Raw genomic sequence first — 24141 nt, 5'->3', positions numbered from 1 at the left:
ATTTAAAATTTAATATATTAATTAAAATTATTATCAGTTATTTAATTTTTAAGTAGATGATGTAAGAATGAGGAAAAAGATGGTGGACGATACTGGGCTTGAACCAGTGACCCCCGCCTTGTAAGGGCGGTGCTCTCCCAACTGAGCTAATCGTCCATATAGATTATCTAAAGAAAATTCTATAGGGTGTAATTATGGTGGGCGATACTGGGCTTGAACCAGTGACCCCCGCCTTGTAAGGGCGGTGCTCTCCCAACTGAGCTAATCGCCCATAATTACTTTATTCTTGAGACTTAAGATTGGTGGGCGATACTGGGCTTGAACCAGTGACCCCCGCCTTGTAAGGGCGGTGCTCTCCCAACTGAGCTAATCGCCCAATCTTAAATTTCCTGAATCGTTAACGGTCTAATTAATTAAACACTGTCTGCGTTTCAGTGGGGCGTATTATAGGGAGATGAGAAAAGCTGTCAACATAAAACAAAGATTTTTCTGCTTTTTTTTCAGTTTTATTGATATATTTAATTTTCTTGCTGTAAAATTAAACAGCTTGCTTGTTTTATCCTCGCTGGAGATTTTCTTTTCTTTGTTTCTTTCAGCAAATGATGTTTTCCTTAGCTATGCCTGATAAAATATCGACAATTTTTATCGTACCAATTGTAGACTTTAAGCCTTGTCTTTTAACATAGCCTTTAAGTCTTAAACTTTATAGTGAGATTTTTATGAGCTTAACAACTCGATTTGCGCCAAGTCCGACCGGTTATTTACACGTTGGTGGGGCACGTACTGCCCTTTATAGTTGGTTATATGCCAAGAAAAATGGCGGTGATTTCGTTTTACGTATCGAAGACACTGATTTAGAACGTTCAAGCCAAGCATCCGTTGATGCCATTATGGACGGTATGAATTGGTTGAATCTTGAATGGACACATGGTCCGTATTTCCAAACCCAACGTTTCGACCGTTATAAAGAAGTTATTGAGCAGTTACTTGCCTCTGGCAATGCTTATCGCTGTTATAGCACCAGTGAAGAAGTTGAAGCAATGCGTGAACAGGCTCGTGAAACTGGCGCGAAAGAAAAATATAACGGTTTGTGGCGCGACCGCACCGACTATCCTGCTGATAAGCCTTATGTGATTCGTTTTAAAAACCCACTTGATGGCGAAGTTGTTATCAAAGATATGGTTAAAGGCGATATAACGATAGCTAATGAAGAGTTAGATGATTTAATTCTTGCGCGTAGCGATGGCACACCCACTTATAACTTAACGGTTGTTGTTGATGATTGGGATATGAAAATTACCCATGTTGTACGTGGTGATGATCATATTAGTAATACGCCAAAACAAATTAATATTTTACTCGCTTTAGGGGCAACACTCCCAGAGTATGCCCACATCCCAATGATTTTAGGTGATGACGGTAAGCGATTATCAAAACGTCATGGTGCTGTCGGTGTTATGCAATACCGCGATGATGGTTATTTACCTGAAGCCTTATTAAACTACTTAGTGCGCTTAGGTTGGTCTCATGGCGATAAAGAAATATTTTCTCGTGAAGAAATGATTGAACTGTTTGATTTAAAAGACTGTAACCGTGCTGCTTCAGGTTTTAATACTGATAAATTAATTTGGGTCAACCAACATTATATGAAAACTATGGAGCCAAGTTATGTTGCAACACATTTAGCCTGGCACATGAATGAGCAAGGTATCAATATTGAAAATGGTCCAGCACTTGAAGAAATCGTTAAAATTCAAGCCGACCGAGTAAAAACTTTAAAAGAGATGGCACAAATTTCTCGCTACTTTTACGAAGACTTTAGCGAACTAGAAGCATCAGCGGTTAAGAAACATTTACGCCCTGTTGTTAAAGAGCCTCTTATATTGGTTAAAGCTAAACTTGCAGCATTAAGCGAATGGTCACCTGAACTTATTCATGCGGCAATTAATGATACGGCAACAGAGCTTGAAGTCGGTATGGGCAAAGTGGGTATGCCATTGCGTGTTGCGGCGACTGGTGGTGGTAATTCACCTTCTTTAGATGTTACTTTGGCTTTATTGGATAAAGATAAAGTACTTGCTCGTATTGATCACGCTATTGAAGTGGTTGAAGCAAGAATAGCGAACAGCTAATTAAATAAAGTTTTATGTTAACAAGATATAAGGTCGTTGATGGTTAGCTGTCAACGGCCTTATTGTATTGAAAAAGACGAGATTAAAGATGAACCAAAGCGAACTATTAAATAGATTAAAAGCCTTTGAACATAAAGAGGTTTTTTTTGGTCCACAGGGTTTTAGCGTTATTACTAAAATGGCGACATTAAATAAAGCCCAGATTGGCTATGCGGTTGATAAAAAAGGCGCTAGTTTAGTTAATAACGATAACGATAACGATAACGATATCGGCAATTGGCAAAGTTCATGGCTTGTTATCGCCACAGATACCGAATTAGGTGACCCGTATTTTATTGACTTGGCCGATGAACATTTAGCGGTTTATACCGCGATTGCTGAAGGAGAAAATCAATGGCAAGCAACCCTAGTGAGTGCATCTTTGGTTGGTTTTGAACAGTGCTTAACGGCGATATATCAACAGTGTCAGCAAAAATCTGCCATGTACCTTCCCGATGAAAGCTGTATTTTTGATCTCGAGGTATTAGAAACCTTTGGTAAACAACTGGTTGAATTTTCGCAAACCAATGATTTTTGGCAACACTTTTTTGTTGGTTATGTTGATTGGCTTCGCGACGAACATGTTTAATAGCGCCATAAGATGAATAAGTCTGTGGTACTTTTTTAAGTTTTTCATTTTTTTAACACCCTGATAAAATACTATACGTCATTCTTGTCGTTAGCAGGGTATAATAACAACGTTTTTATTGGTTCTTTTTTGGAGTGTAGTTTGCAGTTTACAGATTTTGGTTTAGACAGTCGTTTAATGTCAACGGTTGAGCATTTAGGTTTTTTAGAGCCGACAGAAATTCAGCAGCAAGCTATTCCTGCTGCTATGGCCGGGCATGATTTAATTGCCTCATCAAAAACTGGCTCAGGTAAAACCTTAGCGTTTATTATTCCTGCGATGCAACGCTTAATTCGAAATAGGGCTTTGTCTAAACGTGATCCTCGTGTTCTTATTCTTATGCCAACACGAGAATTAGCCAAACAAGTTTTTACTCAACTACGTTTATTTACCACCGGTTCACAGTTTAAAGCTGTGCTTATTTTGGGTGGTGAAAACTTTAATGATCAAGTAAAAACACTGCACAAAGACCCTCACTTTATTGTTGCGACACCGGGTCGATTGTCTGACCATTTATCGCAAGGGCATTTCTATTTAAAGGGCTTAGAGCTCCTTATTCTTGATGAAGCCGATCGGATGTTAGATTTAGGCTTTTCAAAACAATTAAAACAAATTAATAGCGCTGCTGATCATCGTAAGCGTCAAACACTGATGTTTTCTGCAACACTCGATCACGCACAAGTCAATGAGTTCGCACTAGCGTTATTAAAAAAACCAAAACGAATTGCCATAGGCTCTGCACATACCGAGCATAAAGATATTACTAAACGCTTTTACCTATGCGATAACTTAGACCATAAACAAGACTTGCTTGAACACTTTTTGAAAACTGAAAGCTATCAACAAGTGATTATTTTCACTGCAACACGAAGTGATACCGACAGATTATCAAAGCTGCTCAGTGAGCAGAGCTTAAGTACGGTCGCCTTAAGTGGTGAGCTTAATCAAGGTCAGCGTAATCAAATAATGGATGGCTTTAGTAAGGGACAACAAAAGATATTGATCACGACTGATTTAGCGTCTCGAGGTTTAGATTTAGTTAACGTATCGCACGTCTTTAACTTTGATATGCCAAAGCACACTGAAGAATTTGTGCATCGTATTGGCCGGACAGGTCGAGCGGGTAGCACCGGTGACGCGATTTCCTTTGTTGGTCCTAAAGACTGGATTAGTTTTAAAAATGTTGAAGGTTTTTTACAGCAAACCTTTAACTTTGATGTTGTTGATAGCTTAAAAGCTACATTCAAGGGCATAAAACCTAAAAAGCCAAAAGTGGCTGCCAAGTCAAAATCTTCAACGAAAATTAACGAAAAACCGCAAAGATCTCAGCCTAAAAAAGTCATTAAAAGAGTCTTTGTTGCTCAAGATGTTGGTGAGTTACCTGTGTTGCGTAAAAAGACGGTAACGCCCGTTAGTGAAATAGACAGCGATTCTGAAATCGATTAACCGTCTCGAGTATAAGGTATTAATAAAATGAAATTTTTCTTTTTTATTTGTAGTTTTTTACTTTGTTTAAACGCACAAGCTCAGCATGGCAAACAGCAACAAGTTATCACGTTAACTATTGCAGCCCCTGAAATTCGCCCTTTTATTTATAGCAATGAAAAGGGTGAAAACAAGGGCTTGTTAATTGAGACGATGAATAAACTCAATGCCAGTGGGAAATTTAAAATATCAGTTACCATCATGCCTTGGGCAAGAGCATTAAAAGCGGTTGAGCAGGGAATGTTTGATGCATTAATGCCGACGGTTTATACACCAGAACGCAGCTTGTTTTTGAGCTTTCCTAAATACCCTTTGATTAATTTTTTTGGCTCTGAAATATTCAAAAGAGCAGATGATAATTTTGTTTATCAAGGCATTCCATTAATTGATAAAAGTAAAATACTTGTCAAAGTTCGTTCAACCAATGTTGATAGCCATTCAGAAAAAGCCTTTAGAGATGCCTCTATAACGTTTGTTGAAGCGACTCGCCTAGAAGATGCCTTTAATATGCTTATTTACGGTCGCGTTGATTTATTGGTGGCCGATAGTGCAATTGCATATACTACCATCGATAATATGGCGGTTAATGGACAAGTCGAAGGGTTCTCGTTGTCTGATCAAGTTGACTCTTCTTTTCTTGCCTTTTCAAAAAAATATTCAATGTCTCACGATATCAATGAAGTGATGAAAGAAATTAATATGATTAATGATGCCGATAGTTATCACCTTTCGAGTAAAAATTAGTGAATGCTTAGGATGAGTTCAACAACAGACGCTGAAAAAATTAAAAATATTGTTCAAGGTGTTAAAGCCGAAGAACAGCGCTTACGCAAAAAATATGTGTTTTTAGCTAAGCAAGACAGTATTGGTTTACTCATTCTTTTACTGTCACTTACTGGCATGATCACCAGTGGCTTATTATATTACTATGCCTTCATTCCTGCCTGGGTTTGTATCATGTTAGCGGCAATTTTTGCCTCTATCTCTCATGAGTTAGAGCATGACTTAATTCATAAACTTTACTTTCGTCAGCAACCTATTATACATAATCTTATGATGGCCACTGTTTGGTTAATGCGCCCAAGTACTATCAACCCTTGGTATCGTCGCAAAATTCATTTACTGCACCATAAAACCTCAGGCACAAAACAAGATTTAGAAGAACGATTGGTCGGCAATGGTATTGCTAATATACTTGTTCGCTATATCGTGATGTTTGATGGTTTATTCGGGCTGATTTTACAAAGAAAGCACTTGAATAGAGAAGTGAAAGCCTTTAATTTTTTGAGTGTTTTTAATGGCGGATTCCCATTGACGATACTTTATTATATCTTCGGTTACGGCTTTATATTGTTTCACAGTGTAGATTTTTTTATTGCCAGCGATTTTATCTATCCGCCATGGTTACAAACCTTTTCAGCGTTGAGCAATCTGTTGATGGTGATTATTATTGCGCCTAACTTTTTACGCTCAGCCTGTTTAAATTTAGTGACTTCTTATTTGCACTACTATGGTGGCGTTAATAATGTACTGCAGCAAACGCAAGTCTTTAAAGGTTTGGTTATTTGGCCACTTAACCTCTTTACCTTTAACTTTGCTGGTACACATGCCATTCATCACTTTGTTGTGCAACAACCGTTTTATTTGCGTCAAATGTTAGCAAGTACCGCACATAAGGTGATGAAAGAAAATGGTGTTAGATTTAATGATGTTAGTACATTTTCAAATGCAAATAGATATCGCACTTTGTAAGGTAGGGCAGTAGCGATAAAACTTTAGTTATCTTATTGCTTTTTAATTATCAACTGATCATAAAAGGCTGATAAGCTTACTAAGCGGCGCTGCTTAATTGAGCTACGCCGTAATTTTAGTTTAAGGCTAATTATTCAGCAATAAGCTGCGCTAATGTAAAGCTAGTCTCAGCCTGTCCTAAGGTTGCCTTCATAAAAGGAAGTATCTCTTCGAGCTGCTTTTTTAACTGCCAAGGAGGATTAACAATAAATAAGCCGGTACCTGTCATACCATATTCATCACTGTCGGCTTGTAAACAAAATTCAACTTGTAATAAATTTTTCACCTCACTACGGGTAAAGTCTTTTTCCATAGCATGAATACGCTCACGGGTAACCACAGGATACCAAAGAATATAAGTCCCGGAATTGAATTTTTTATAGGCTTTTACGATAGTCTTAACCGCTTTAGCGTAATCTTCTTTTAACTCATAGGGTGGATCGATAAGCACGACACCCCGGCGACTTGGTGGCGGTACTAACCCCAATACACCTTGATAACCATCAGACTGTTTTACATGTGATTTTTTCCAGCGTGTGCAGAATTCTGTCAAATGTTGAATATCGGTAGGGTGTAACTCAAAGAGATGAGTACTGTCTTGGCGGCGCATCAGTTGCTTAGCAACACCAGGCGAGCCAGGATAAATTTCTAGCTCACTATTTTCAGTGTTTAAGCGCTGAATTAGCTCAACATAGGGTGTTAATGCTTCAGGAAAATTCTCATCAGTTAGGGCGGCAATAATTTTGGCGATACCACCTTTGTATTCAGCTGTTTTTTGAGCATATTCATCTTTTAGTGAATACATGCCAGCACCCGAGTGGCTATCGATATAGGTAAAGCCTTTATCTTTACGCACCATATATTCTAGTACGAGCGTTAAAACCGAATGTTTTAAAACATCAGCGAAGTTTCCTGCGTGAAAAGCATGACGATAACTGAGCAAAAGGATTTCCTTAAAATATAAAATAGGGCAGTGAAAATAATAGATAAAACACCTAAATAAGGGGTGTTTTATCTATTGATAGAACGGGTGGGATTTATGCTTGGCTTGCTAAGTACTCATCATAAGTACCAGCAAAATCGATGTAACCATCTTTGGTTAATTCAATAATACGCGTAGCTAAACTCGAAACAAACTCACGGTCATGGCTAACAAACACTAAGGTACCTTCGTAGTTCTCTAATGCCATATTAAGTGACTCAATAGACTCCATATCCATATGGTTGGTCGGTTCGTCCATCACAAGAATATTAGGTAGTTGCATCATCAGTTTACCAAAAAGCATTCTGCCTTTTTCGCCCCCTGATAATATTTTAACTGATTTTAGAATATCGTCAGCTGAAAATAATAAACGCCCCAAATAACCACGAACGGCTTGTTCGTCGTCGGTAGGCTGACGCCATTGGCTCATCCAGTCAAACAAGGTCATGTCATGCTCAAATTCAAACTCATGGTCTTGTGCGTAATAACCAATATTTGAATTTTCAGACCAAGTAAAATCACCAGAAGTTGCTTCGTAGCCGACTTCATTTAATAAAGTGCGTAAAAAGGTGGTTTTACCTATGCCGTTTTCGCCGATCACCGCAATACGTTCACCGACTTCAGCCAAAAGAGAAATATCTTTTAGTACATGAGCATCATTAAATTTCTTGTTTAATTTTTCTATCACTAAGGCATTACGAAATAATTTTTTCTCTTGCTCAAAGCGAATAAAGGGGTTGGTACGGCTTGAAGGTTTAACTTCTTCTAGTTGGATCTTGTCGATACGTTTTGCACGAGAAGTCGCTTGTTTAGCTTTTGAAGCATTAGCAGAAAAACGAGCAACGAAAGCTTGTAGCTCACCTATTTGCGCTTTTTTCTTAGCATTGTCAGCAAGTAAGTTAGCTCGTGCTTGTGTTGCTGCCAGCATGTATTCGTCATAGTTACCTGAGAAAACTCTAAGTTCTCCGTAATCTAAATCGGCCATGTGGGTACAAACACTGTTTAAAAAATGTCTATCATGCGAAATGATGATCATGGTTGAATCACGGGCATTCAAGGTTTCTTCAAGCCATTGAATAGTATGAATATCCAGGTTGTTGGTTGGCTCATCAAGTAATAAAATATCAGGATCTGAGAATAGCGCTTGTGCTAACAATATACGCAGTTTAAAACCTGGGGCTATTTCGCTCATTAAACCATAATGTTGGTTAACAGCAATTCCTACGCCCATTAATAGTTCGCCGGCACGTGCTTCGGCACTGTAACCGTCCATCTCAGCATATTCTGATTCTAAATCGCCTACTTTCATGCCATCGGCTTCACTCATTTCTGGTAAAGCATAAATACGGTCACGTTCTTCTTTTACCGCCCATAATTCAGTATGTCCCATAATAACGGTATCAATAACACTGAAGTGCTCAAAGGCAAATTGGTCCTGGCTTAATTTACCCAAACGTTCGTTAGGGTCTAAGCTTACATTGCCTGAGGTCTGCTCTAGGTCACCACCTAAGATTTTTATGAGTGTTGATTTACCACAACCGTTGGCACCAATTAAACCGTAACGATTACCACCACCAAATTTTTGTGAAATATTTTCAAAAAGAGGTTTTGCGCCGAATTGTTGGGTAATATTATTTGCTTGTAGGATAAGCTGATTCCTTGGTTGTGCATTTAAGCTGGTAAGTCAATAGCGCGCGATTATACACAAAAAACATCGACTTCAATAGGCTAAAATTTGTCTATTTGGCTGGGGTGGATGATAAATTAATGACAAGTTGTTCAATGTTCAGTAAATTTTCTTATTTTAGTAAAAGTTGCTAAGTAGCGTGTTATCGTCTGTTGGCAAGATGTTAAGATAATATTCACTGTGTTTTACAACCGTAATTAAGCCGTTTCATTAGATGAGTCGCCACGATGTTAAAAAATAATAAGCGCCCGGTAAACGTTAATTACCCTCGTATCTGGCAAACAGTGCAGTTAATACCTTATGGCAAGGTCGCTTGCTATGGACAGGTTGCTGATCTTGCTGGCTTGCCCGGTAAAGCGAGGTTAGTCGGGAAAGCGTTAGGTAAAATCCCTGATGATGGCTGGAAAGAAAAAAGTGTTCCTTGGCACAGAGTTATTAACTCTCAAGGGAAAATATCATTTGCTGTTGAAAGTGAACTTTTCGCCAAACAAAGCGCACTGCTTCAAGAGGAGCAAGTGGTTGTTATAGGTAATCGTGTTAAGTTAACAGATTTTCAGTGGCAACCCGATTTGGCTGAATTACTCTTTAAACTCACTTATTAAATACCAAGAATTCAGGGCTATGAGTCTCGTATATAGGCATTAAAAATAAAAAAGGCGACTAATTATAGTCGCCTTTTATCATTAAAATTAGCCGTTTAGCTTAATAGAAATTAACTTTAAATTCTGCACCAAAAAAGCGCTCTTCATTAACAATAGCGGTATTGTTACTAAAGTCTACAGCGCCAATAGCGATTTGTTCATCAGTTATGTTACGAACAAATAAGGCAACTTCATACTCTTTATCATCACCGTCCCAGGTATAACCTGTACGTGCGCCACCTTCAAATAATGATTTTCCATTAAATTCTTTTGATTCATATAAAAAGAAACTAATGTCATCTCGGTAAGACCAATCCGTGTAGGCATAGAATTCACCGTCTGCAATTTCACGAGAATAACGCAAGGTAAAGTTAAAAATCCACTCTGGTGCATGTGGTAAACTATTACCATCTACTTCGGCAAATCTATTGCCCATCTCATCAGTGTAGAAATTATCTGTAATAGTACATAATTTACAAGCAGCAACAGCTAAGTCACTGTCATTGATTTCGGTATTATTATAACTAACACTCGCCGTTAGCCAAAAATTATCGGTTAGCATAAACTCTGAGTCGATTTCAAAACCGTAACCGGTCGTTTCTTCAGCGTTAAGTAAACTCGCCGTATTGCCACCACCACCAACAGACGTTAGCTGTTGATCATCCATGGTAAAATAAAATACCGAAGCATTAATACGACCAAAGCCATCTAAAATATCAGATTTAATACCGGTTTCTAAAGATAAAATAGTTTCTGAGTCGGCAACAGAAATACCATTTCCAAAGGCGAATAACGAACGCCCTTGAATACTTGGTGCTCTAAACGTGTCGGCAATACGTGCATATAAGTTTATGTCATCGGTATATTTATGCGTAACACTGATATCCCAGCTAACATGTGAATCGCTTGGATTTACTTCACCTGATACTACATCAGGAAAACCTAACCATGCCAATGGAGACTTCGTTCTTTGGTTGCTATAGTCTTTGTCATCATCAGAATAACGTAAGCCAAAGGTTACTGAGGTTTTGTCGTTATAGTCATAATCAAACGAACCAAAAACAGCCCATGCAGTCGTTTCTTGCTCTTGAATAACGTAACCTGTTTGTGCGCCACTGCTAAATAAAGGATCGAAGGCAAAGCTTTCAATGGTTAAATCTTCATTAAAATAAAATGCGCCCACTTGGTAATTAAATTGGCCATCAAAGTTGCTTGATAAGCGAATTTCTTGTGTTAGTTGCTCGTGATCTGGAATAGCATCGGCTGTTTCTGAATCAAGTGCGATAATACCAGGTCCTGAAGGCTCAGCATAAACTGCGCCATAACCACCATCAACATCGGCACGAGAATAAAGCTCAGCGCTTTCATAGCCTGAAATTGACGTTAGGGTAAATTCACCTAATTCAAATTCTAACTTTAAACTGCCGCCTTCGGTTTCAACTTGTTGTGTCGCTCTTGATGCCGAGTCATGGTAAACAGTATCTCTTTCAAAGTTACTGACTAATTCGTTACTTGCAGGTTTAAACGCATTTGCATAGAAAGCAACCGGCTTGCCATCCAAGTCGCGCATGTGGTAATTAAATAATGCTGTGAAAGCGTCATCTTCATAAAGAAATTGAATACGAGCCGCTTTGTCGGTGTAGCCACCTAAAACTTCTTTTTGTTCAAAACCGGGTGCTTGGTTATCTATGTAGTCATCTCGGGTTTGATTAAGTAATGAAACACGAGCAGATAATTTATCAGTTAACCCTCCACCAACAGCCGCACGCATATCGGTAGTGTTATTACTGCCGTATGAAAGTGAGCCAAAACCATCAAAATCTTGTGATGGTTTTACTGATTCAAATTTAATTAAACCGGCAGGGGTGTTACGACCAAATAGTGTCCCTTGTGGACCACGTAATACTTCTACGCGGCCAACATCAAATACTGGAAAACCTTTCAAAATTGGGTTTTCTTGCACAACTTCATCAACAACTAAAGAAACTGGCTGTGATGCATTTAAATCAAAATCAGAATTACCTAAACCACGCATATAAAAACGTGGAAAAGTACGACCAAAAGAAGATTCAACAGAAAGACTCGGCACGCGGGCATTTAAAAAACGAATGTCCATAGCAGCAGAACTTAACACATTCAGTTTTTCACCTTGGAGCGCACTAATAGCTACAGGAACTTCTTGAACATTTTCTACTCTTTTACGCGCGGTTACTTCAATAATTTCTAAACCAACTACTTTTTCTTCGGCGTTTTCTTCAGCTAAAGTAGCTGCAGAAAAACCGACCGTTGATGTTAAAACAGCGAGTTTAACCGCTGTAGCCAAAGTGGAATTTTTGAACAAATTCATTAATATTCTCCAAGAGTGCGATGTTTTTTAGGTAAACTAAATTTTATTGTTATTTTGATACCAGTTAGGGTAGCCGAAATTTACACATTTCTAAATAGAAAGTATCTATTTTTATACGTTTTAACATAGTTTACTTTATAGGAAGTTGTTATGTTATTTTTTGCAAAATTAAGCTAAGCAGATGTTTTGTTAATGTTTTAAATTAAAATGGTTAATGTAAAGTGAATATAAAGACTGCGCTGCTACTTAACCTTATTATTACCTGCTGCTTCTCAGTTAATACCAACGGTCTCTTATTCGATGGAGTTCGTCTTATCTGTCTTTTTAATTATTATTTTTTGTACTAAATTAATCATGACAAAAAATATAATAATTAGGAAACAATAATGAAAAAATTCGTATTATCTTTATTATGCCTTTCTTTATCGACTGCTTATGCAAGTGATGACTTAGATATGGCGAATAAAATAAGGGCAGAAGGTTTTTATAATTCTGAAGTCATGCACACATTAGAGCAATTAACCGATGAAATAGGCCCTCGTTTATCTGGCTCTCCTCAGATGAAGAAAGCTAATAATTGGACTTTAGAGAAGTTAAAGGGGTGGGGATTAAAAAATGCTTATTTAGACCCTTTTGAGTTTGGGCGAGGCTGGTCACATGACTCTGCTTCCATTGACCTATTGAGTCCGCGTGAAGTTTCTTTACACGGTATTCCTGTTGCTTGGACACCGGGCACTGAAGGAGAAGTAACAGGAGATGTTGTTATCTTTGATGCGGCTTCAATAACCGACTTAGCACAATATAAAGGTAAGCTAAAAGGTAAGATCATTATGATGGGCGCGGGTAAAAATATTGAAGCGCCTGAGAACAGTGTCTTCCAACGCTATGACTCCGGAGAGCTTTCTACATTGACAGAATTTGACGTAATGCGAGCGCCAAGTCACTCTCCATGGGTAACTGCTGACCGAAGAGATGGCGCAATGCAGCGTTATAATTTTCAAGCCACGCTCAGTAATTTCTTAAAAGAAGAGCAAGTTGCTGGTGTTATATATCGTAGCTGGCGTCAAGGTGGCTTAATTAACGTTTTTGGTAGTGACCATCGTGTCGGTAAAACCTTTCCAGTACCAGCACTTATTATAGAAGCCGAACATTACAACTTATTATCTCGAATGATAGATAATGGCAAGACACCTAAATTATCGCTCAATATCGATGCGCGTTTTCATGATAACGACCGAAATGCTTATAATACCATTGCAGAAATTCCAGGGAGTGATAAAAACCCTGAAATAGTTATGGTCGGTGGCCACTTAGACTCGTGGCATGCCAGTGATGGTGCTGTTGATAACGGTGCGGGTGTGGCGGTTTCAATGGAAGCTGTTCGTATTTTACAAGCATTAAACTTTAAACCTAAACGTACCATACGTATTGGTTTATGGTCGGGTGAAGAACAAGGGTTATTTGGTTCGGCAGCTTATGTTGATGAACACTTTGCGACCCGTCCTAAACCTACTGATAAGAATGAGCAAGCATTACCCACTTATTTATGGAAAGATCAAGGTTGGCCGATTGAAACGAAAGCTGATCATGATAAGTTTTCGGTATACTTTAATATGGATAATGGTAGTGGACGTTTCAGAGGTATTTATACTGAAGGTAATGTTGCTGCTAAATCAATATTCGGTAACTGGTTCAGCCCTTATTCGGATTTAAGTACCGGTACTATTACCAATCAAAGTACCGGTGGCACTGATCACGAGTCTTTTGATGATGTAGGGTTACCCGGTTTTCAATTTATTCAAGACAAGTTAGATTATGGCTCTCGTTTGCATCATACCCATATTGATTCGATTGACCATGTCGTAGAGGCTGATCTAAAACAAGCTTCTGTTATTCTTGCTGGTTTTTTATATAAGGCGGCCATGGCTGACGAACGTATGCCTCGTAAGCCGATGCCAAAAGATATTTCTAATTTGCAGAAGCAGCAGATGAAATTGAAATCTGATAAAGCACGTAAAAACCGTGATAAAGAAGGTAATAAAAGCTTAGAGATAAACTCAGTAAAAAATTAATCTGATTGAAAAAAAAGCACTCAACATTGTTGAGTGCTTTATTATAAATATCCCAAATCAATCAACAGCATAATTCGTAAGCTGTTGACTTAAAATGACGATGTGAGAAACATTATAAATGTGTTCTAACTTCAAACAACTCAGGAAAAAAGCTAACATCTAGTGCTTTCTTCAAAAAGCCTACCCCAGAAGAACCACCGGTTCCCGTCTTATACCCAATGATCCGTTGCACGGTATACATGTGTTTAAAGCGCCATTGTTGAAAAGAGTCTTCGATGTCGACAAGCTTTTCTGCTAGCTCATATAGCTCAAAATATTTCTCGGGTTGCTGATAGACCATTAGCCATGCTTTTACCACACTCTGATTACTCTGATAAGCTTGGCTAACATCGCGATTAAGCACACAGTCATCAATGTTAAAACCTGCTTTTACTAATGCGGCAATCACTTCGTCGTATAAGCTGGGGCTATTGAGTAATAATGCTAACTCTTGATAGGCTTGATTATCACTTTTATGGACTTTAAGCATATCACTGTTTTTATTGCCTAAGAGAAATTCAAGTTTTCGATATCCGAGTGACTGAAACCCAGAGGATCGTCCTAAGTCATCACGAAACTTTAAGTAATCAACGGGGGTAAGCGTCGATAAAATATTCCATGACTGAGTCAACTGAATGAATATTTGTTTTACCCGCGCGATAACTTTAAAGGCGGGACCAAAATCATCTGCGCGTAAACACTCCATGGCTTTTGTTAATTCATGGCCAGCAAGTTTAAGCCAGAGTTCGCTGCTCTGATGAATAACAATAAACAACATCTCATCATGCTCTTTCGATAACGGTTGCTGAGCCGATAATACTTTATCAAGCTGCAAGTAATCACCATAGGACATATCATCGTTAAAGTCGGTATGAATATCTTCTTCTACTTCACGTTTGTTTGCATCACCATTAAAAGGACAGCCAGAATTAGACATCAAGATTATCCTTGTTTTTAGTGTTTTCTTGAACGAGTTGTAGCAGTTTTTCGTAAACAAAATCGTCTTGCCAACAGCTTTCTATATCAGGTATTTGCATTATTTTCGCCATAATTAATTTTTGCTGATCGCCGATTGCTAATGCTTGCGAATAAGGCAAGTGTGGGCAAAAGGTCACCATAGAATAAAGTGGCACCCAAAGTTCAGGTTGAAGTTGATGAAATTTAGCTTCAATTTTTTTCTGCAAAAGAAAATTACTGTCACCAGAGAGCTCACTCATTTCAACAAAATTACGCTGAGCTAATTCAGTAATAGCATCAGCATTTGTTTTTCGCTGTTTTTGATAAGCAGGAAAAATATCGCACCATTGACCTTTATATTGATCAATAATTTCACCAAGCTCTCGGCAATCTTCAAAGCCACAGTTCATGCCTTGACCGTAATAAGGCACCATTGCATGAGCAGCATCACCAATTAATGCGACTTTGTTATTGATCACCCAAGGGTCCACTTTAACTAAAAAGAGTGGGCTAGCTTTCTTGGACATAAAGTCGTCGATGGGGTCTGCTAGTATGGGCATTGCATCGGCAAAATTTTCGTTGAAAAACTTAACTACTTGACTTCTTTCTGTTAAGTTGCAAAATGAATGCGCTTCGTCATTTTTACTTTCATAATTCATAAACAATGTACAAGTGAACGAACCATCAGGGTTGGGCAGAGCGATCAGCATAAAATCTTTTCTTGGCCAAATATGCAGGGCTTCTTTTTCCATTTTAAAACGCGCATCGCCTGTTTCGTTTTCGTTTGCTGGGATCGTTAATTCGATATAAGACTGAGGCATGAAAGATTGGCTATAGCTAAAGCGTGGCGTTTCTTGGGCAAGACGGCGTACTTTTGAAAAAGCACCGTCGGCGCCAAAAATATAATCAGCGTCAATTTCAATATGACCTTTACTTTGTGCCACATCAAAGCTGAAAGATGAACAACCCGTAGTAAAGTCAACATGGGTAAGTCTTTTTTCAAAGTGCAACGCTACGTTTGCTTCTTTTTCTGCCAAATTAAGTAATTGTTCATTAATGCCCGCGCGCGATACCGACCAAATAGCTTGGTCGTCTTTTCCATAAGCTTGCTCTGTTATCGTTCCATCAACCCCATGCATGACACGTTTTTTCATAGGGAGCGCTTCTTTACGGACTTGTTCAGCAATACCAACCGCTTCAAGTGCTAACCAACCACGGTCTGAGAGGGCAATGTTAATCGATTTTCCTTGGTATATATCATGCTGGCGAGAATCTGGGCGAGATTCAAATAAATTAATATTATAGCCTTTTCGAGCGAGTATTATTGCAAGCAGTGCGCCAATAGGGCCAGCTCCTGCTACCGTGATGTTAGTTTCATTGGCAGGTTTAGATATAACATTTACGCTCATTGTAAACACTCCTTTAAAAGTCGGACAAAGTGATAAATATCTTGGAACTGATTGTAAAGAGGGACGGGAGCCACTCGAATAACATTGGGTTCACGCCAATCTGTGGTTACGCCATTTTCTTCTAACGCGTTGAACATAGCTTTACCGTCAAGACCTTTAACATTAATCATTAACGATAACTGACAACCGCGTTCAGCTTGATTACTGGGGGTGATAATACGAATTTTATCGCCGAGTTCACTGGCGATTAAGTCGGTCATATATTGGGTGAGCTTGACTGATTTTTTACGAAGCTCACTGATCCCGCCTGCCATTTTTATGGTATCAAGTGACCCTCGAATAGCCGCTAATGATAATACGGGAGGGTTCGATAATTGCCAGCCTTCAGCTGTAGCAATAGGCTTAAAATTGTTTTCCATTTTAAATCGAGTTGACTTGTCGTGTCCCCACCAACCTGCAAAGCGGTTCACTTGCGTTTCACTGTTTGAATTAGTGCTATGGGTTTCATGAACAAAACAACCAGCAACAGAGCCTGCACCACTGTTTAAATATTTGTAACTGCACCAACATGCAAAGTCGACTTGCCAGTTATGCAGTTCCATTTCGATGTTGCCAACGGCGTGGGCTAAATCAAAACCCACGATGATACCTTTTGCGTGCGCTTTTTCGGTGATGGTTTTCATATCCAGCACTTGGCCAGTGTAGTACTGCACACCAGGCAATAATATCAGGGATATTTCATCGCCTTGTTGTTCAATAATTTGATATAAATCATCAGTGTTTAATAATTCTTCGCCTGCTCTTGGCGTCCACAGCAGCATATTCTTATCAACATCTTGTTTGTGATGTTTTAGTTGAGATTCTACGGCGTAATGATCAGAAGGGAATGCATGATCTTCAATCAGTATTTTAGTACGTTTACCTTGGGGTTGATAAAAACTCACCATCATTAAATGTAAGTTTGTGGTTAATGAATTCATCATCACCACTTCTTCATTTTTACCCCCCACTAATAATGCTGATTGCTCGGTTAAAAGTTCGTGATAGGGCATCCAAGGGAAGTCACCTTCAAAATGACCTTTTACGCCTCGTTGTCCCCAAGAGTCAAGTAACTCAATAACATATTCTCGAGCAAGTTTGGGTTGTAAACCAAGGGAATTTCCTGTGAAGTAATATTCATCGTCACCATTGGCTTGTTTAGGAATGGCAAACTGGTCGCGTACTTTCGCTAACGGATCATTAAGATCTAGTGTTTGGGCGTATGCTAATGTCGTTTTATTATTTTTTATTGTTTTATTGGGAATAGGCATAAGTTATTTACTCATTTCTTTAGCATTAAATTCTTTTGTTGAAAATAGGACAGGGCGACTTGGTGCTGCATCATTATGAAAAGCAGGTGTTTGAATATTGATAAAATAAAAGTCATCAGGGATCTCATTATCAATAAACGCTATTTCGGTAATCGTCTTATTCACTAAGCTATTTTCGTTTACTTGCTGACTACCTTCATTAACTTGCCAAAATAAATGGTGACAAGTCATTAATCCCTCATCATGTAAGCGGTCAATTGATGGCAGATCTACTATTAGGTGTTCAACACCGCGTTCATTCAAATATAAAATGGCTTCACGGCTGAAAAAAGCAGGTTGATTCTCACTGTTATAAGCTTGATGTTTTTTGCTACTGTTATTTGGCAAACTTCGAATAACCAACGCTTGTAATTGCTCATTGTGATAATCAACAAGTGCTTTCTTAAGTGCAGATTTACTGATGATGACATCATATTTAGAAAAGTCAGGGCTGTAATTCTCCGAACTTTCTATAGCTAATTCAGGTGTTAATGATATTACAGCGCAGGGCATTAACGCGGGTAAGTTAAGCTCTGCTAATGTCTTTGCCTGCGTTTCATTATTGATACCATTATTGACAGCATGACTGTTCATTGAAAAATCACAAATATGTGCGATAGATTCTGTATGGGTACCGTTACAATGCGGATTAATCGTCAATTCATTTACATTGCAACTGCCACCTTGTTTCGTATCACCAACAAAATCCCCCGCTTGCATTGGACTGGCTAGAGCCGCATTGGCAGAAAAGTGATTAGGCTGTTGCGTTGGTTGATTAAAGTTAACAGGAATAGCCAATGACCATGAGTTTGCTATATTGACTTGATAACTAGCATGTTTAAGTTCTATGGTTATTTTTATCGTGCTATTTTTAACGTTAACTTTCGTATTCGCGATACTCATAAAAATTGCTCTTTTGATAATCCTAACCATTTAAGCGCTGAACCATGCAGTAACTTTTCTTTAATATCATCAGAAAACTGACTATTCTCGATAAGCTTTCCAGGTTCTAATTCACCCAATGGAAATGGGTAATCAGTACCCAAGGCAATATTGTCTGGCCCCATCAAATCGACTAAATATTTCAGTGCTAATTCATCATGTACTAATGAATCCAAATAAATTTGAGGAAGAAAATCTCGTGGGTTAATAGGGCAGTCAACCGCACATAAATCAGGACGAACATTAAACCCGTGTTCAATACGACCAATAGTTGATGGAAATGAACCACCACCATGAGCAAAGGCTATTTTTAGTTTAGGTAAACGTTGTAGTACGCCGCCAAAGATCATCGAGCATATCGCTAAGCTTGATTCTGCAGGCATACCAACGAGCCATGGCAACCAATACTTAGGCATTTTTTCTTTCGCCATCATGTCCCATGGGTGAACAAAAACAGCTGCACCTAAGTCTTGTGCGGCTTCAAAAATAGGGAATAACTCTTTTTGGTCTAAATTCCATTCATTAATATGAGAACCAATTTGAATGCCCGACAAACCAATTTTCATGCAACGTTCAAGTTCTTTTATTGCAAGGTCTGGCGATTGCATAGGTAAAGTACCTAACCCTACAAAACGCTTAGGGTGGTCGTTAACAATCCCGGCAATGTGATCATTCAAATACATCGATAAATCTAGAGTATCTTTCGGTTTTGCCCAGTAGTTAAACATCACAGGAACCGTTGAAAGTACTTGTACGTCTACATGGTGCTTTTTACAGTCGTCAAGTCGAACTTTAGGGTCCCAACAATTATGGTCTATTTCACGAAAAAACTTTTCATCAACCATCATTCGGGCACAGCCACATTTATGATGATCTAAACTGACAAACCCCCCGTAACCGTATTTTTCACGTAAATTAGGCCAGGTCTTCGGTAATATATGCGTGTGAATATCTATCTTTAACATAACTTACCCCTTCGTCACTGTTGTGCCACATTGCTGACAAGTGCAATTGTCAGGTGTGTCATAAAAACGGGTGAATACTTTAGGTAAGTCTGTTTCTATATTGTCGAGATAAAAAGCTTCTGTGTAGAGTTGTTTTTTGCAGTCAGGACAAAACCAATAAAGTGCATCTTTTTGATTATTTGCTCGCTTTTGTTCAACCACTAAACCTACGCTATTTTCAAAGCGCTGTGGGGAATGCAACATTTTTGGTGGAAGTAAGAATATCTCGCCAGCTTTAATTTTTATATCCTGAAAATTTTTAGGATCATGATGATCATTCTTTTCAACCGAACCATCAATCACTGAAAGCACCATTTCGCCTTCAATTTGATAAAATAATTCAGGGGTTGCGTTATAGTGATAATCGTTACGATTATTTGGGCCGCCGACAATCATCACAATAAAATTGTCTTGTTCAAAAATTTGCTTATTACAAACGGGAGGTTTAAGTAAATGGCGATGTTCATCAATCCAAGCATGTAAATTAAAAGGCATAGCGATGCTGTTTTTTAACGTTGACATGACTATTCCCCCGTCGTTTTAGTATGAGGCTTTTTATGTTGATTCAACGCAGCGATACATTTAAGTTCAATGGCAATGGGCGTTGGTAATTTGTTAATTTCAACCGTGGTTCGACAAGGTTGGTTATCGGCAAAGTATTCTGCGTAAATACGATTGTAGGTGGTGAAGTCGTCATCCATATTGGTTAAAAATACGGTGACATCAACCAAGTCCATCCAGTTTGCATTTGACGCTTCAAGAATTAAGCGAATATTGGTGAATACACTATGACATTGCGCTTCAATATCGTAACTTTTAATTTTACCTTGCTCGTCAAGTACAACCCCAGGGATATCTTTGCAACCCGCTTTTCTTGGGCCAACACCAGAAAGAAATAATAAGTCGCCTACTTGTCGGGCGTGAGGGTATAAACCTACCGGTTTTGGTGCTTGTTCCGCGTTAATTATTTTCGGGTTCAAAGACGTTTTAATTTTAACATCGCTCATAAGGGATCCTGATGTAATTAATATATTTTTATGGTTATAAGTGTAGACAAAAATCAATCAAAGACCTTTGTTCTTTATTTATTTCAATTGTGTGTAGACTTGAGTACGACTAAATAGGGGATTTCGAAATCACCGAAAAACACCCTAAGGAACTCCAGAGGAAAATAGGTTAAATGAGCGTCCATTTGCAGCCTAATACGCTGGCAAATATTGCTCCTGAAGATTTAAATTTATGACAAATTTGATTCATTTTTTAATTTGAGCCTATGAGTATTTTATGCATACATTTTTGGGTTCAGTAAAAAATCGCATGGCTTCTAAACCACCTTCTCGACCAACACCTGAATGATTCATACCACCAAAAGGCGTTCGTAAATCACGCAGTAACCAACAATTGATCCACACAATTCCGGTATTTATTTGTTCAGCGAGTTGATGCGCTCTATTAATATTTTGTGTCCAAATAGTCGCCGCTAAGCCATATTGACTTTCGTTGGCAAGTGCCAGTGCTTGTTCGTCAGTATCAAACAGTTGTAAGGTAATAACAGGGCCAAAGATCTCTTGCTGGTTGCAACTTGCATCATTACTTAAGCCTTCAATGATAGTTGGTTGTAAAAAATAACCTTGTTTACAGCGACCAGGTAATAGCACTTGTTCACCGCCCACTAAAATAGTACCCCCTTCTTTTTTAGCTAAATCAATATAGCCAAGTACCTTTTCTAAATGAGCTTTGGAGACAATCGCGCCCATTTTTGTTTCATTAAGTAAAGGGTCTTGTGGCACAAGCGCTTGTGCTTTTGCAACTAATGCTTTTTTGAATTTTTCATATATGCCCCGTTGAATATATAAACGTGAAGCACATAAGCAAATTTGACCTTGATTCGCAAAGCTGGCGCGAAAGACTTCTTCAACGGTACTTTCAAAATGACAGTCATCAAAAATTAATGCTGGGTTTTTCCCGCCTAATTCTAATGATAGTTTTTTAAATTTTGGTGCAAGCTGAGTTGCTATTGCTGCACCCGTTGCTGAGCCACCAGTGAATGAGATCGCTTTAATTTTAGGGTGGTTACATATTTCAGCGCCAACGCTTGCACCTGTTCCGTGTAATATATTTAAAACACCTTTAGGCAAACCGACTTTCAGACAAATAGCGCCGAGCATTGCCGCCGTTTTTGGGGTTATTTCAGAGGGTTTAGCAATCACGCAATTACCTGCAGCGAGTGCTGGTGCTATTTTCCAAGTAAATAAATACAGCGGTAAATTCCAAGGGGAAATACAGCCGACAATACCAACAGGTTGGCGCAAGGTGTAATTGATTGCCGTATGAGCAATCGCATGAGATTCACTAGCGAATTGCGAACAGGCATGAGCAAAGAATTTAAAGTTACTTGCCGCACGTGGAATATCTACCATTCTCGCTAAAGAAACCGGTTTACCATTGTCTGTGGCTTCGGCAAGTGCTAAGGATTCAAGTTGGTTTTCAATTTCTTGTGCTATGGCAATTAAATAGTCGGCACGTTCTTCTAAAGCTAAGGTTTGCCATGTTGGCAGGGCAAGCTCTGCTGCTGCAACAGCCTGTTCAACATCAGCGATATCACTATTGGGGATTTGGCCATAAACTAGCCCCGTGGCCGGCTCAATATTATCTAAATAATTATTATTGACGGGCGCTTGATATTGGCCATCAATAAAGTTTTCAATAATATTATTTTCATTGAGCATTATTATTCCTCTAGCTATTGTTTATTAAAGTAAACCTTATAAGCACGAGGTTCTGCCACCATCGACGGGTAAATTAATACCTGTAATATAGCCAGCAGCAGGCGATGCTAAAAAAGCGGCCGCAGCTGCAAATTCTTCGGGTTTAGCAAAACGGCGCATAGGAATAATTGCTTTTTCGTTAAGCGTAGCCTGTTCAATTGAAATGTTTTGTTTTTTGGCTTTCCCTGAAATAATAGCATCCAAACGAGCGGTTGCAGTAGCCCCGGGTAAGACATTATTGACAGTAATACCAAATTCACCCAATTCATTTGCTAAGGTTTTCGCCCAGCTCGCCACCGCACCACGTATGGTATTAGAAACACCTAGGCCATTGAGCGGCTGCTTAACAGACGTAGAAATAACATTGATAATACGGCCATATTGCTTTTCTTTCATACCAGGGATAAGCGCTTGAACCAAGTGATGGTTGGACACTAAGTGTAAATTGAAGGCGTTGATAAATTCATCGACACCAGCCTCATTGGCCGGTCCAGGTGCGGGTCCACCGGTATTATTGATTAAAATATCATAACCACCCGATGCGTTAATATGCGCATTGATCACGGTTTTTACTTGTTCTGTATTCGAAAAGTCAGCGACTAATACTTGATGTTTTTGACCTTGAGATTTATCAAGATCAGCTTTGACTAATTCAAGGGCTGCTTGATTACGTGAAAATAGTGTGACGTTAGCGCCTAATTGAGCAAGTTCAATTGCACAGGCTTTACCGATCCCTTGACTTGAACCACAGACCAATGCGCTTTTACCTTGAAGATTTATATCCATGAATACTCTTTATTATTGTATTTTTTCAGACGACTTTTTCAAAACGACGTTAAGTTAACTTCGTTGAAAATTTGAGTTAACCAATTTCTATCACATTAAATAATTTAATGTCAGCAAAAGCGTGAAGTTTTATTTATTTACTTTGTAAACTTTTATAGCCGTATTCTCTGTAATTGCTCATCAATAGACTGAGTGTTATTTCACTTTGACATTTGTTAGATTAAGCTGATAATGGTGTTTTATCGCTAATCAATAGCTGCAATGACCATAAATAATCTACTAAAAGGTGCCTATATTTCAGGGCAGGGAACACCGGTTGTACTTCTTCATAGTTCGCTAAGTTCAGCCAGACAATGGCAACCCTTAGTCAAACTGCTTGAACCTCACTACTTAGTCATCAATATTGATTTGCTCAGTTATGGGAATGCAGAAAAAGTCGCTGATGAGTTAAATTTTAATTTTGATGTTGAAATTAACCGTATTAAAAAAATTATTACTCATGTTGCTCAACATCAGTCTTTTCACTTGGTTGGGCATTCTTGTGGCGGTGCGATTGCCTTAAAGCTAGCCATAGAGAATCCAGAAAAAATATTAAGTCTTTCTTTATATGAGCCGGTTGCGTTTCATTTACTTGAACAAAGTAGTGACGCTCGAATGTTAGCGGATAACTTTGCTAATAAAGTTAATATCGATGATAGGTATCAGGCGGCAGAGATATTCACTGATTTTTGGAACAAAACAGGTTTTTTCAAAGCATTACCACAAAAAGTTCAGGATATAATGGCAAGAGATATGCCTAAGGTGAGTTTAGACTTTAAAGGTTTAATATCAGAGAAATATACTTTAACCGATCTAAGTGGTCTTACTTGTAAAGTGTTAATGATGACAGGGGAACACAGCCCTGAACTGAGCCAATCATTAGCCAATCAAATTAAAGCCAATTTACCCAATGTTGAACATCAACGTTTTCCAACCGGACATATGGGACCGGTAAGCCATAGTGGCTTAATTCATCCGGCGATTGCTCGCTTTATTGCTGATTGATAAAACAAAAAAAAGACGCCTCAGCGTCTTTTTATTTTG

General features: G+C 38.6%; 20 protein-coding genes and 3 tRNA genes. 8 read left to right on the top strand and 15 right to left on the bottom strand.

All coding sequences use genetic code 11. The features are described 5' to 3' along the window. Positions 1-80: 80 nt before the first annotated feature. The 3 genes from H4J62_RS17890 to H4J62_RS17880 form a co-directional block, all read right to left on the bottom strand. Positions 81-156: transfer RNA gene (locus H4J62_RS17890), tRNA-Val, on the bottom strand. 39 nt (positions 157-195) lie between these two features. Continuing rightward, positions 196-271, bottom strand: a tRNA-Val gene (locus H4J62_RS17885). Positions 272-300: 29 nt separating this feature from the next. Beyond that, a tRNA-Val gene (locus H4J62_RS17880) sits at positions 301-376 on the bottom strand. 343 nt (positions 377-719) lie between these two features. Between H4J62_RS17880 and gltX the strand changes: the two genes are divergently transcribed. From gltX to H4J62_RS17855, 5 genes are all read left to right on the top strand, one after another. Beyond that, entirely contained in the window at positions 720-2132 is a 1413-nt protein-coding gene (gene gltX, locus H4J62_RS17875) for a glutamate--tRNA ligase (protein WP_070373947.1), read from the top strand. Between the two features lie 88 nt (positions 2133-2220). Beyond that, a complete protein-coding gene (locus tag H4J62_RS17870; protein WP_182216191.1) occupies positions 2221-2760 on the top strand; it encodes a hypothetical protein in 540 nt (179 codons plus the stop codon). A gap of 141 nt (positions 2761-2901) precedes the next feature. Then, complete coding sequence (locus tag H4J62_RS17865) at positions 2902-4245, top strand: DEAD/DEAH box helicase (RefSeq protein WP_182216189.1); 1344 nt, start codon at positions 2902-2904, stop codon at positions 4243-4245. Between the two features lie 27 nt (positions 4246-4272). Continuing rightward, positions 4273-5028: a transporter substrate-binding domain-containing protein gene (locus H4J62_RS17860; protein ID WP_182216187.1), complete on the top strand. Its 756-nt coding sequence runs from the start codon at positions 4273-4275 to the stop codon at positions 5026-5028. Between the two features lie 12 nt (positions 5029-5040). After that, on the top strand, positions 5041-6036 hold the full coding sequence (locus tag H4J62_RS17855) for a fatty acid desaturase (protein ID WP_182216186.1): 996 nt from the start codon (positions 5041-5043) through the stop codon (positions 6034-6036). Between the two features lie 130 nt (positions 6037-6166). Here H4J62_RS17855 and H4J62_RS17850 read toward each other — a convergent pair whose 3' ends face one another. Then, positions 6167-7018: a 23S rRNA (adenine(2030)-N(6))-methyltransferase RlmJ gene (locus H4J62_RS17850; RefSeq protein WP_182216184.1), complete on the bottom strand. Its 852-nt coding sequence runs from the start codon at positions 7016-7018 to the stop codon at positions 6167-6169. Positions 7019-7112: 94 nt separating this feature from the next. Then, on the bottom strand, positions 7113-8705 hold the full coding sequence (locus tag H4J62_RS17845) for an ABC-F family ATPase (RefSeq protein WP_070373941.1): 1593 nt from the start codon (positions 8703-8705) through the stop codon (positions 7113-7115). A gap of 266 nt (positions 8706-8971) precedes the next feature. Between H4J62_RS17845 and H4J62_RS17840 the strand changes: the two genes are divergently transcribed. Then, a complete protein-coding gene (locus H4J62_RS17840) occupies positions 8972-9346 on the top strand; it encodes an MGMT family protein (RefSeq protein ID WP_182216182.1) in 375 nt (124 codons plus the stop codon). A gap of 100 nt (positions 9347-9446) precedes the next feature. On the opposite strand, the gene H4J62_RS17835 is transcribed toward H4J62_RS17840, so the two are convergent. Next, the gene (locus H4J62_RS17835) at positions 9447-11732 is read right to left on the bottom strand and encodes a TonB-dependent receptor (protein WP_182216181.1); all 2286 of its coding nucleotides are present in this window, start codon (positions 11730-11732) and stop codon (positions 9447-9449) included. A 386-nt stretch (positions 11733-12118) separates the two neighbouring features. Between H4J62_RS17835 and H4J62_RS17830 the strand changes: the two genes are divergently transcribed. Beyond that, positions 12119-13804, top strand: a complete 1686-nt coding sequence (locus H4J62_RS17830; RefSeq protein ID WP_182216179.1) for a M20/M25/M40 family metallo-hydrolase — start codon at positions 12119-12121, stop codon at positions 13802-13804. Between the two features lie 112 nt (positions 13805-13916). Here the strand turns inward: H4J62_RS17830 and kynA are convergent, their stop codons facing one another. The 9 genes from kynA to H4J62_RS17785 all read right to left on the bottom strand — a co-directional run bounded on the left by kynA (position 13917) and on the right by H4J62_RS17785 (position 23058). Further along, entirely contained in the window at positions 13917-14780 is an 864-nt protein-coding gene (kynA, locus tag H4J62_RS17825; protein WP_182216177.1) for a tryptophan 2,3-dioxygenase, read from the bottom strand. Then, complete coding sequence (locus tag H4J62_RS17820) at positions 14773-16209, bottom strand: NAD(P)/FAD-dependent oxidoreductase (protein ID WP_182216176.1); 1437 nt, start codon at positions 16207-16209, stop codon at positions 14773-14775. The genes kynA and H4J62_RS17820 overlap by 8 nt, the downstream gene beginning before the upstream one ends. After that, the gene (gene kynU, locus H4J62_RS17815) at positions 16206-17519 is read right to left on the bottom strand and encodes a kynureninase (RefSeq protein ID WP_182216174.1); all 1314 of its coding nucleotides are present in this window, start codon (positions 17517-17519) and stop codon (positions 16206-16208) included. The genes H4J62_RS17820 and kynU overlap by 4 nt, the downstream gene beginning before the upstream one ends. A gap of 3 nt (positions 17520-17522) precedes the next feature. After that, positions 17523-18461 carry a cyclase family protein gene (locus H4J62_RS17810; protein ID WP_182216172.1) on the bottom strand — a complete coding sequence of 313 codons (939 nt, stop codon included), beginning with the start codon at positions 18459-18461 and terminating at the stop codon, positions 17523-17525. Next, positions 18458-19465, bottom strand: a complete 1008-nt coding sequence (locus tag H4J62_RS17805; protein WP_070373934.1) for an amidohydrolase family protein — start codon at positions 19463-19465, stop codon at positions 18458-18460. Before H4J62_RS17805 ends, H4J62_RS17810 begins: the two co-directional genes overlap by 4 nt. A 3-nt stretch (positions 19466-19468) precedes the next feature. Next, positions 19469-20026 carry a 3-hydroxyanthranilate 3,4-dioxygenase gene (locus H4J62_RS17800; RefSeq protein WP_220465348.1) on the bottom strand — a complete coding sequence of 186 codons (558 nt, stop codon included), beginning with the start codon at positions 20024-20026 and terminating at the stop codon, positions 19469-19471. A gap of 2 nt (positions 20027-20028) precedes the next feature. Then, complete coding sequence (locus H4J62_RS17795) at positions 20029-20511, bottom strand: RidA family protein (protein WP_182216170.1); 483 nt, start codon at positions 20509-20511, stop codon at positions 20029-20031. A 264-nt stretch (positions 20512-20775) separates the two neighbouring features. Continuing rightward, positions 20776-22233, bottom strand: coding sequence for an aldehyde dehydrogenase (locus H4J62_RS17790; protein WP_182216168.1), 1458 nt, complete (start codon positions 22231-22233; stop codon positions 20776-20778). Between the two features lie 36 nt (positions 22234-22269). After that, entirely contained in the window at positions 22270-23058 is a 789-nt protein-coding gene (locus tag H4J62_RS17785) for an SDR family oxidoreductase (protein ID WP_182216166.1), read from the bottom strand. Between the two features lie 261 nt (positions 23059-23319). On the opposite strand from H4J62_RS17785, the gene H4J62_RS17780 reads away from it, so the two are divergent. Further along, positions 23320-24102 (top strand): alpha/beta fold hydrolase, encoded by a 783-nt coding sequence (locus H4J62_RS17780; RefSeq protein ID WP_182216164.1) that lies wholly within the window; start codon positions 23320-23322, stop codon positions 24100-24102. The last annotated feature ends 39 nt before the right edge of the window (positions 24103-24141 follow it).

The organism is Colwellia sp. BRX8-5 (assembly GCF_014077325.1).
Taxonomy (GTDB): domain Bacteria; phylum Pseudomonadota; class Gammaproteobacteria; order Enterobacterales; family Alteromonadaceae; genus Colwellia_A.
This window is presented reverse-complemented; position numbering and strand designations above follow the sequence as displayed.

Bases quoted from the DNA above. Each gene is read 5' to 3' on its own strand.
- H4J62_RS17790 (WP_182216168.1), bottom strand. From the start codon at position 22,233: ATGCTCAATGAAAATAATATTATTGAAAACTTTATTGATGGCCAATAT.
- H4J62_RS17805 (WP_070373934.1), bottom strand. From the start codon at position 19,465: ATGTTAAAGATAGATATTCACACGCATATATTACCGAAGACCTGGCCT.
- H4J62_RS17835 (WP_182216181.1), bottom strand. From the start codon at position 11,732: ATGAATTTGTTCAAAAATTCCACTTTGGCTACAGCGGTTAAACTCGCT.
- H4J62_RS17830 (WP_182216179.1), top strand. From the start codon at position 12,119: ATGAAAAAATTCGTATTATCTTTATTATGCCTTTCTTTATCGACTGCT.
- H4J62_RS17810 (WP_182216172.1), bottom strand. From the start codon at position 18,461: ATGAGTATCGCGAATACGAAAGTTAACGTTAAAAATAGCACGATAAAA.
- H4J62_RS17780 (WP_182216164.1), top strand. From the start codon at position 23,320: ATGACCATAAATAATCTACTAAAAGGTGCCTATATTTCAGGGCAGGGA.
- H4J62_RS17795 (WP_182216170.1), bottom strand. From the start codon at position 20,511: ATGAGCGATGTTAAAATTAAAACGTCTTTGAACCCGAAAATAATTAAC.
- gltX (WP_070373947.1), top strand. From the start codon at position 720: ATGAGCTTAACAACTCGATTTGCGCCAAGTCCGACCGGTTATTTACAC.
- H4J62_RS17840 (WP_182216182.1), top strand. From the start codon at position 8,972: ATGTTAAAAAATAATAAGCGCCCGGTAAACGTTAATTACCCTCGTATC.
- H4J62_RS17860 (WP_182216187.1), top strand. From the start codon at position 4,273: ATGAAATTTTTCTTTTTTATTTGTAGTTTTTTACTTTGTTTAAACGCA.
- H4J62_RS17820 (WP_182216176.1), bottom strand. From the start codon at position 16,209: ATGAGCGTAAATGTTATATCTAAACCTGCCAATGAAACTAACATCACG.
- kynU (WP_182216174.1), bottom strand. From the start codon at position 17,519: ATGCCTATTCCCAATAAAACAATAAAAAATAATAAAACGACATTAGCA.
- H4J62_RS17855 (WP_182216186.1), top strand. From the start codon at position 5,041: ATGAGTTCAACAACAGACGCTGAAAAAATTAAAAATATTGTTCAAGGT.
- H4J62_RS17800 (WP_220465348.1), bottom strand. From the start codon at position 20,026: ATGTCAACGTTAAAAAACAGCATCGCTATGCCTTTTAATTTACATGCT.
- H4J62_RS17870 (WP_182216191.1), top strand. From the start codon at position 2,221: ATGAACCAAAGCGAACTATTAAATAGATTAAAAGCCTTTGAACATAAA.
- H4J62_RS17785 (WP_182216166.1), bottom strand. From the start codon at position 23,058: ATGGATATAAATCTTCAAGGTAAAAGCGCATTGGTCTGTGGTTCAAGT.
- kynA (WP_182216177.1), bottom strand. From the start codon at position 14,780: ATGTCTAATTCTGGCTGTCCTTTTAATGGTGATGCAAACAAACGTGAA.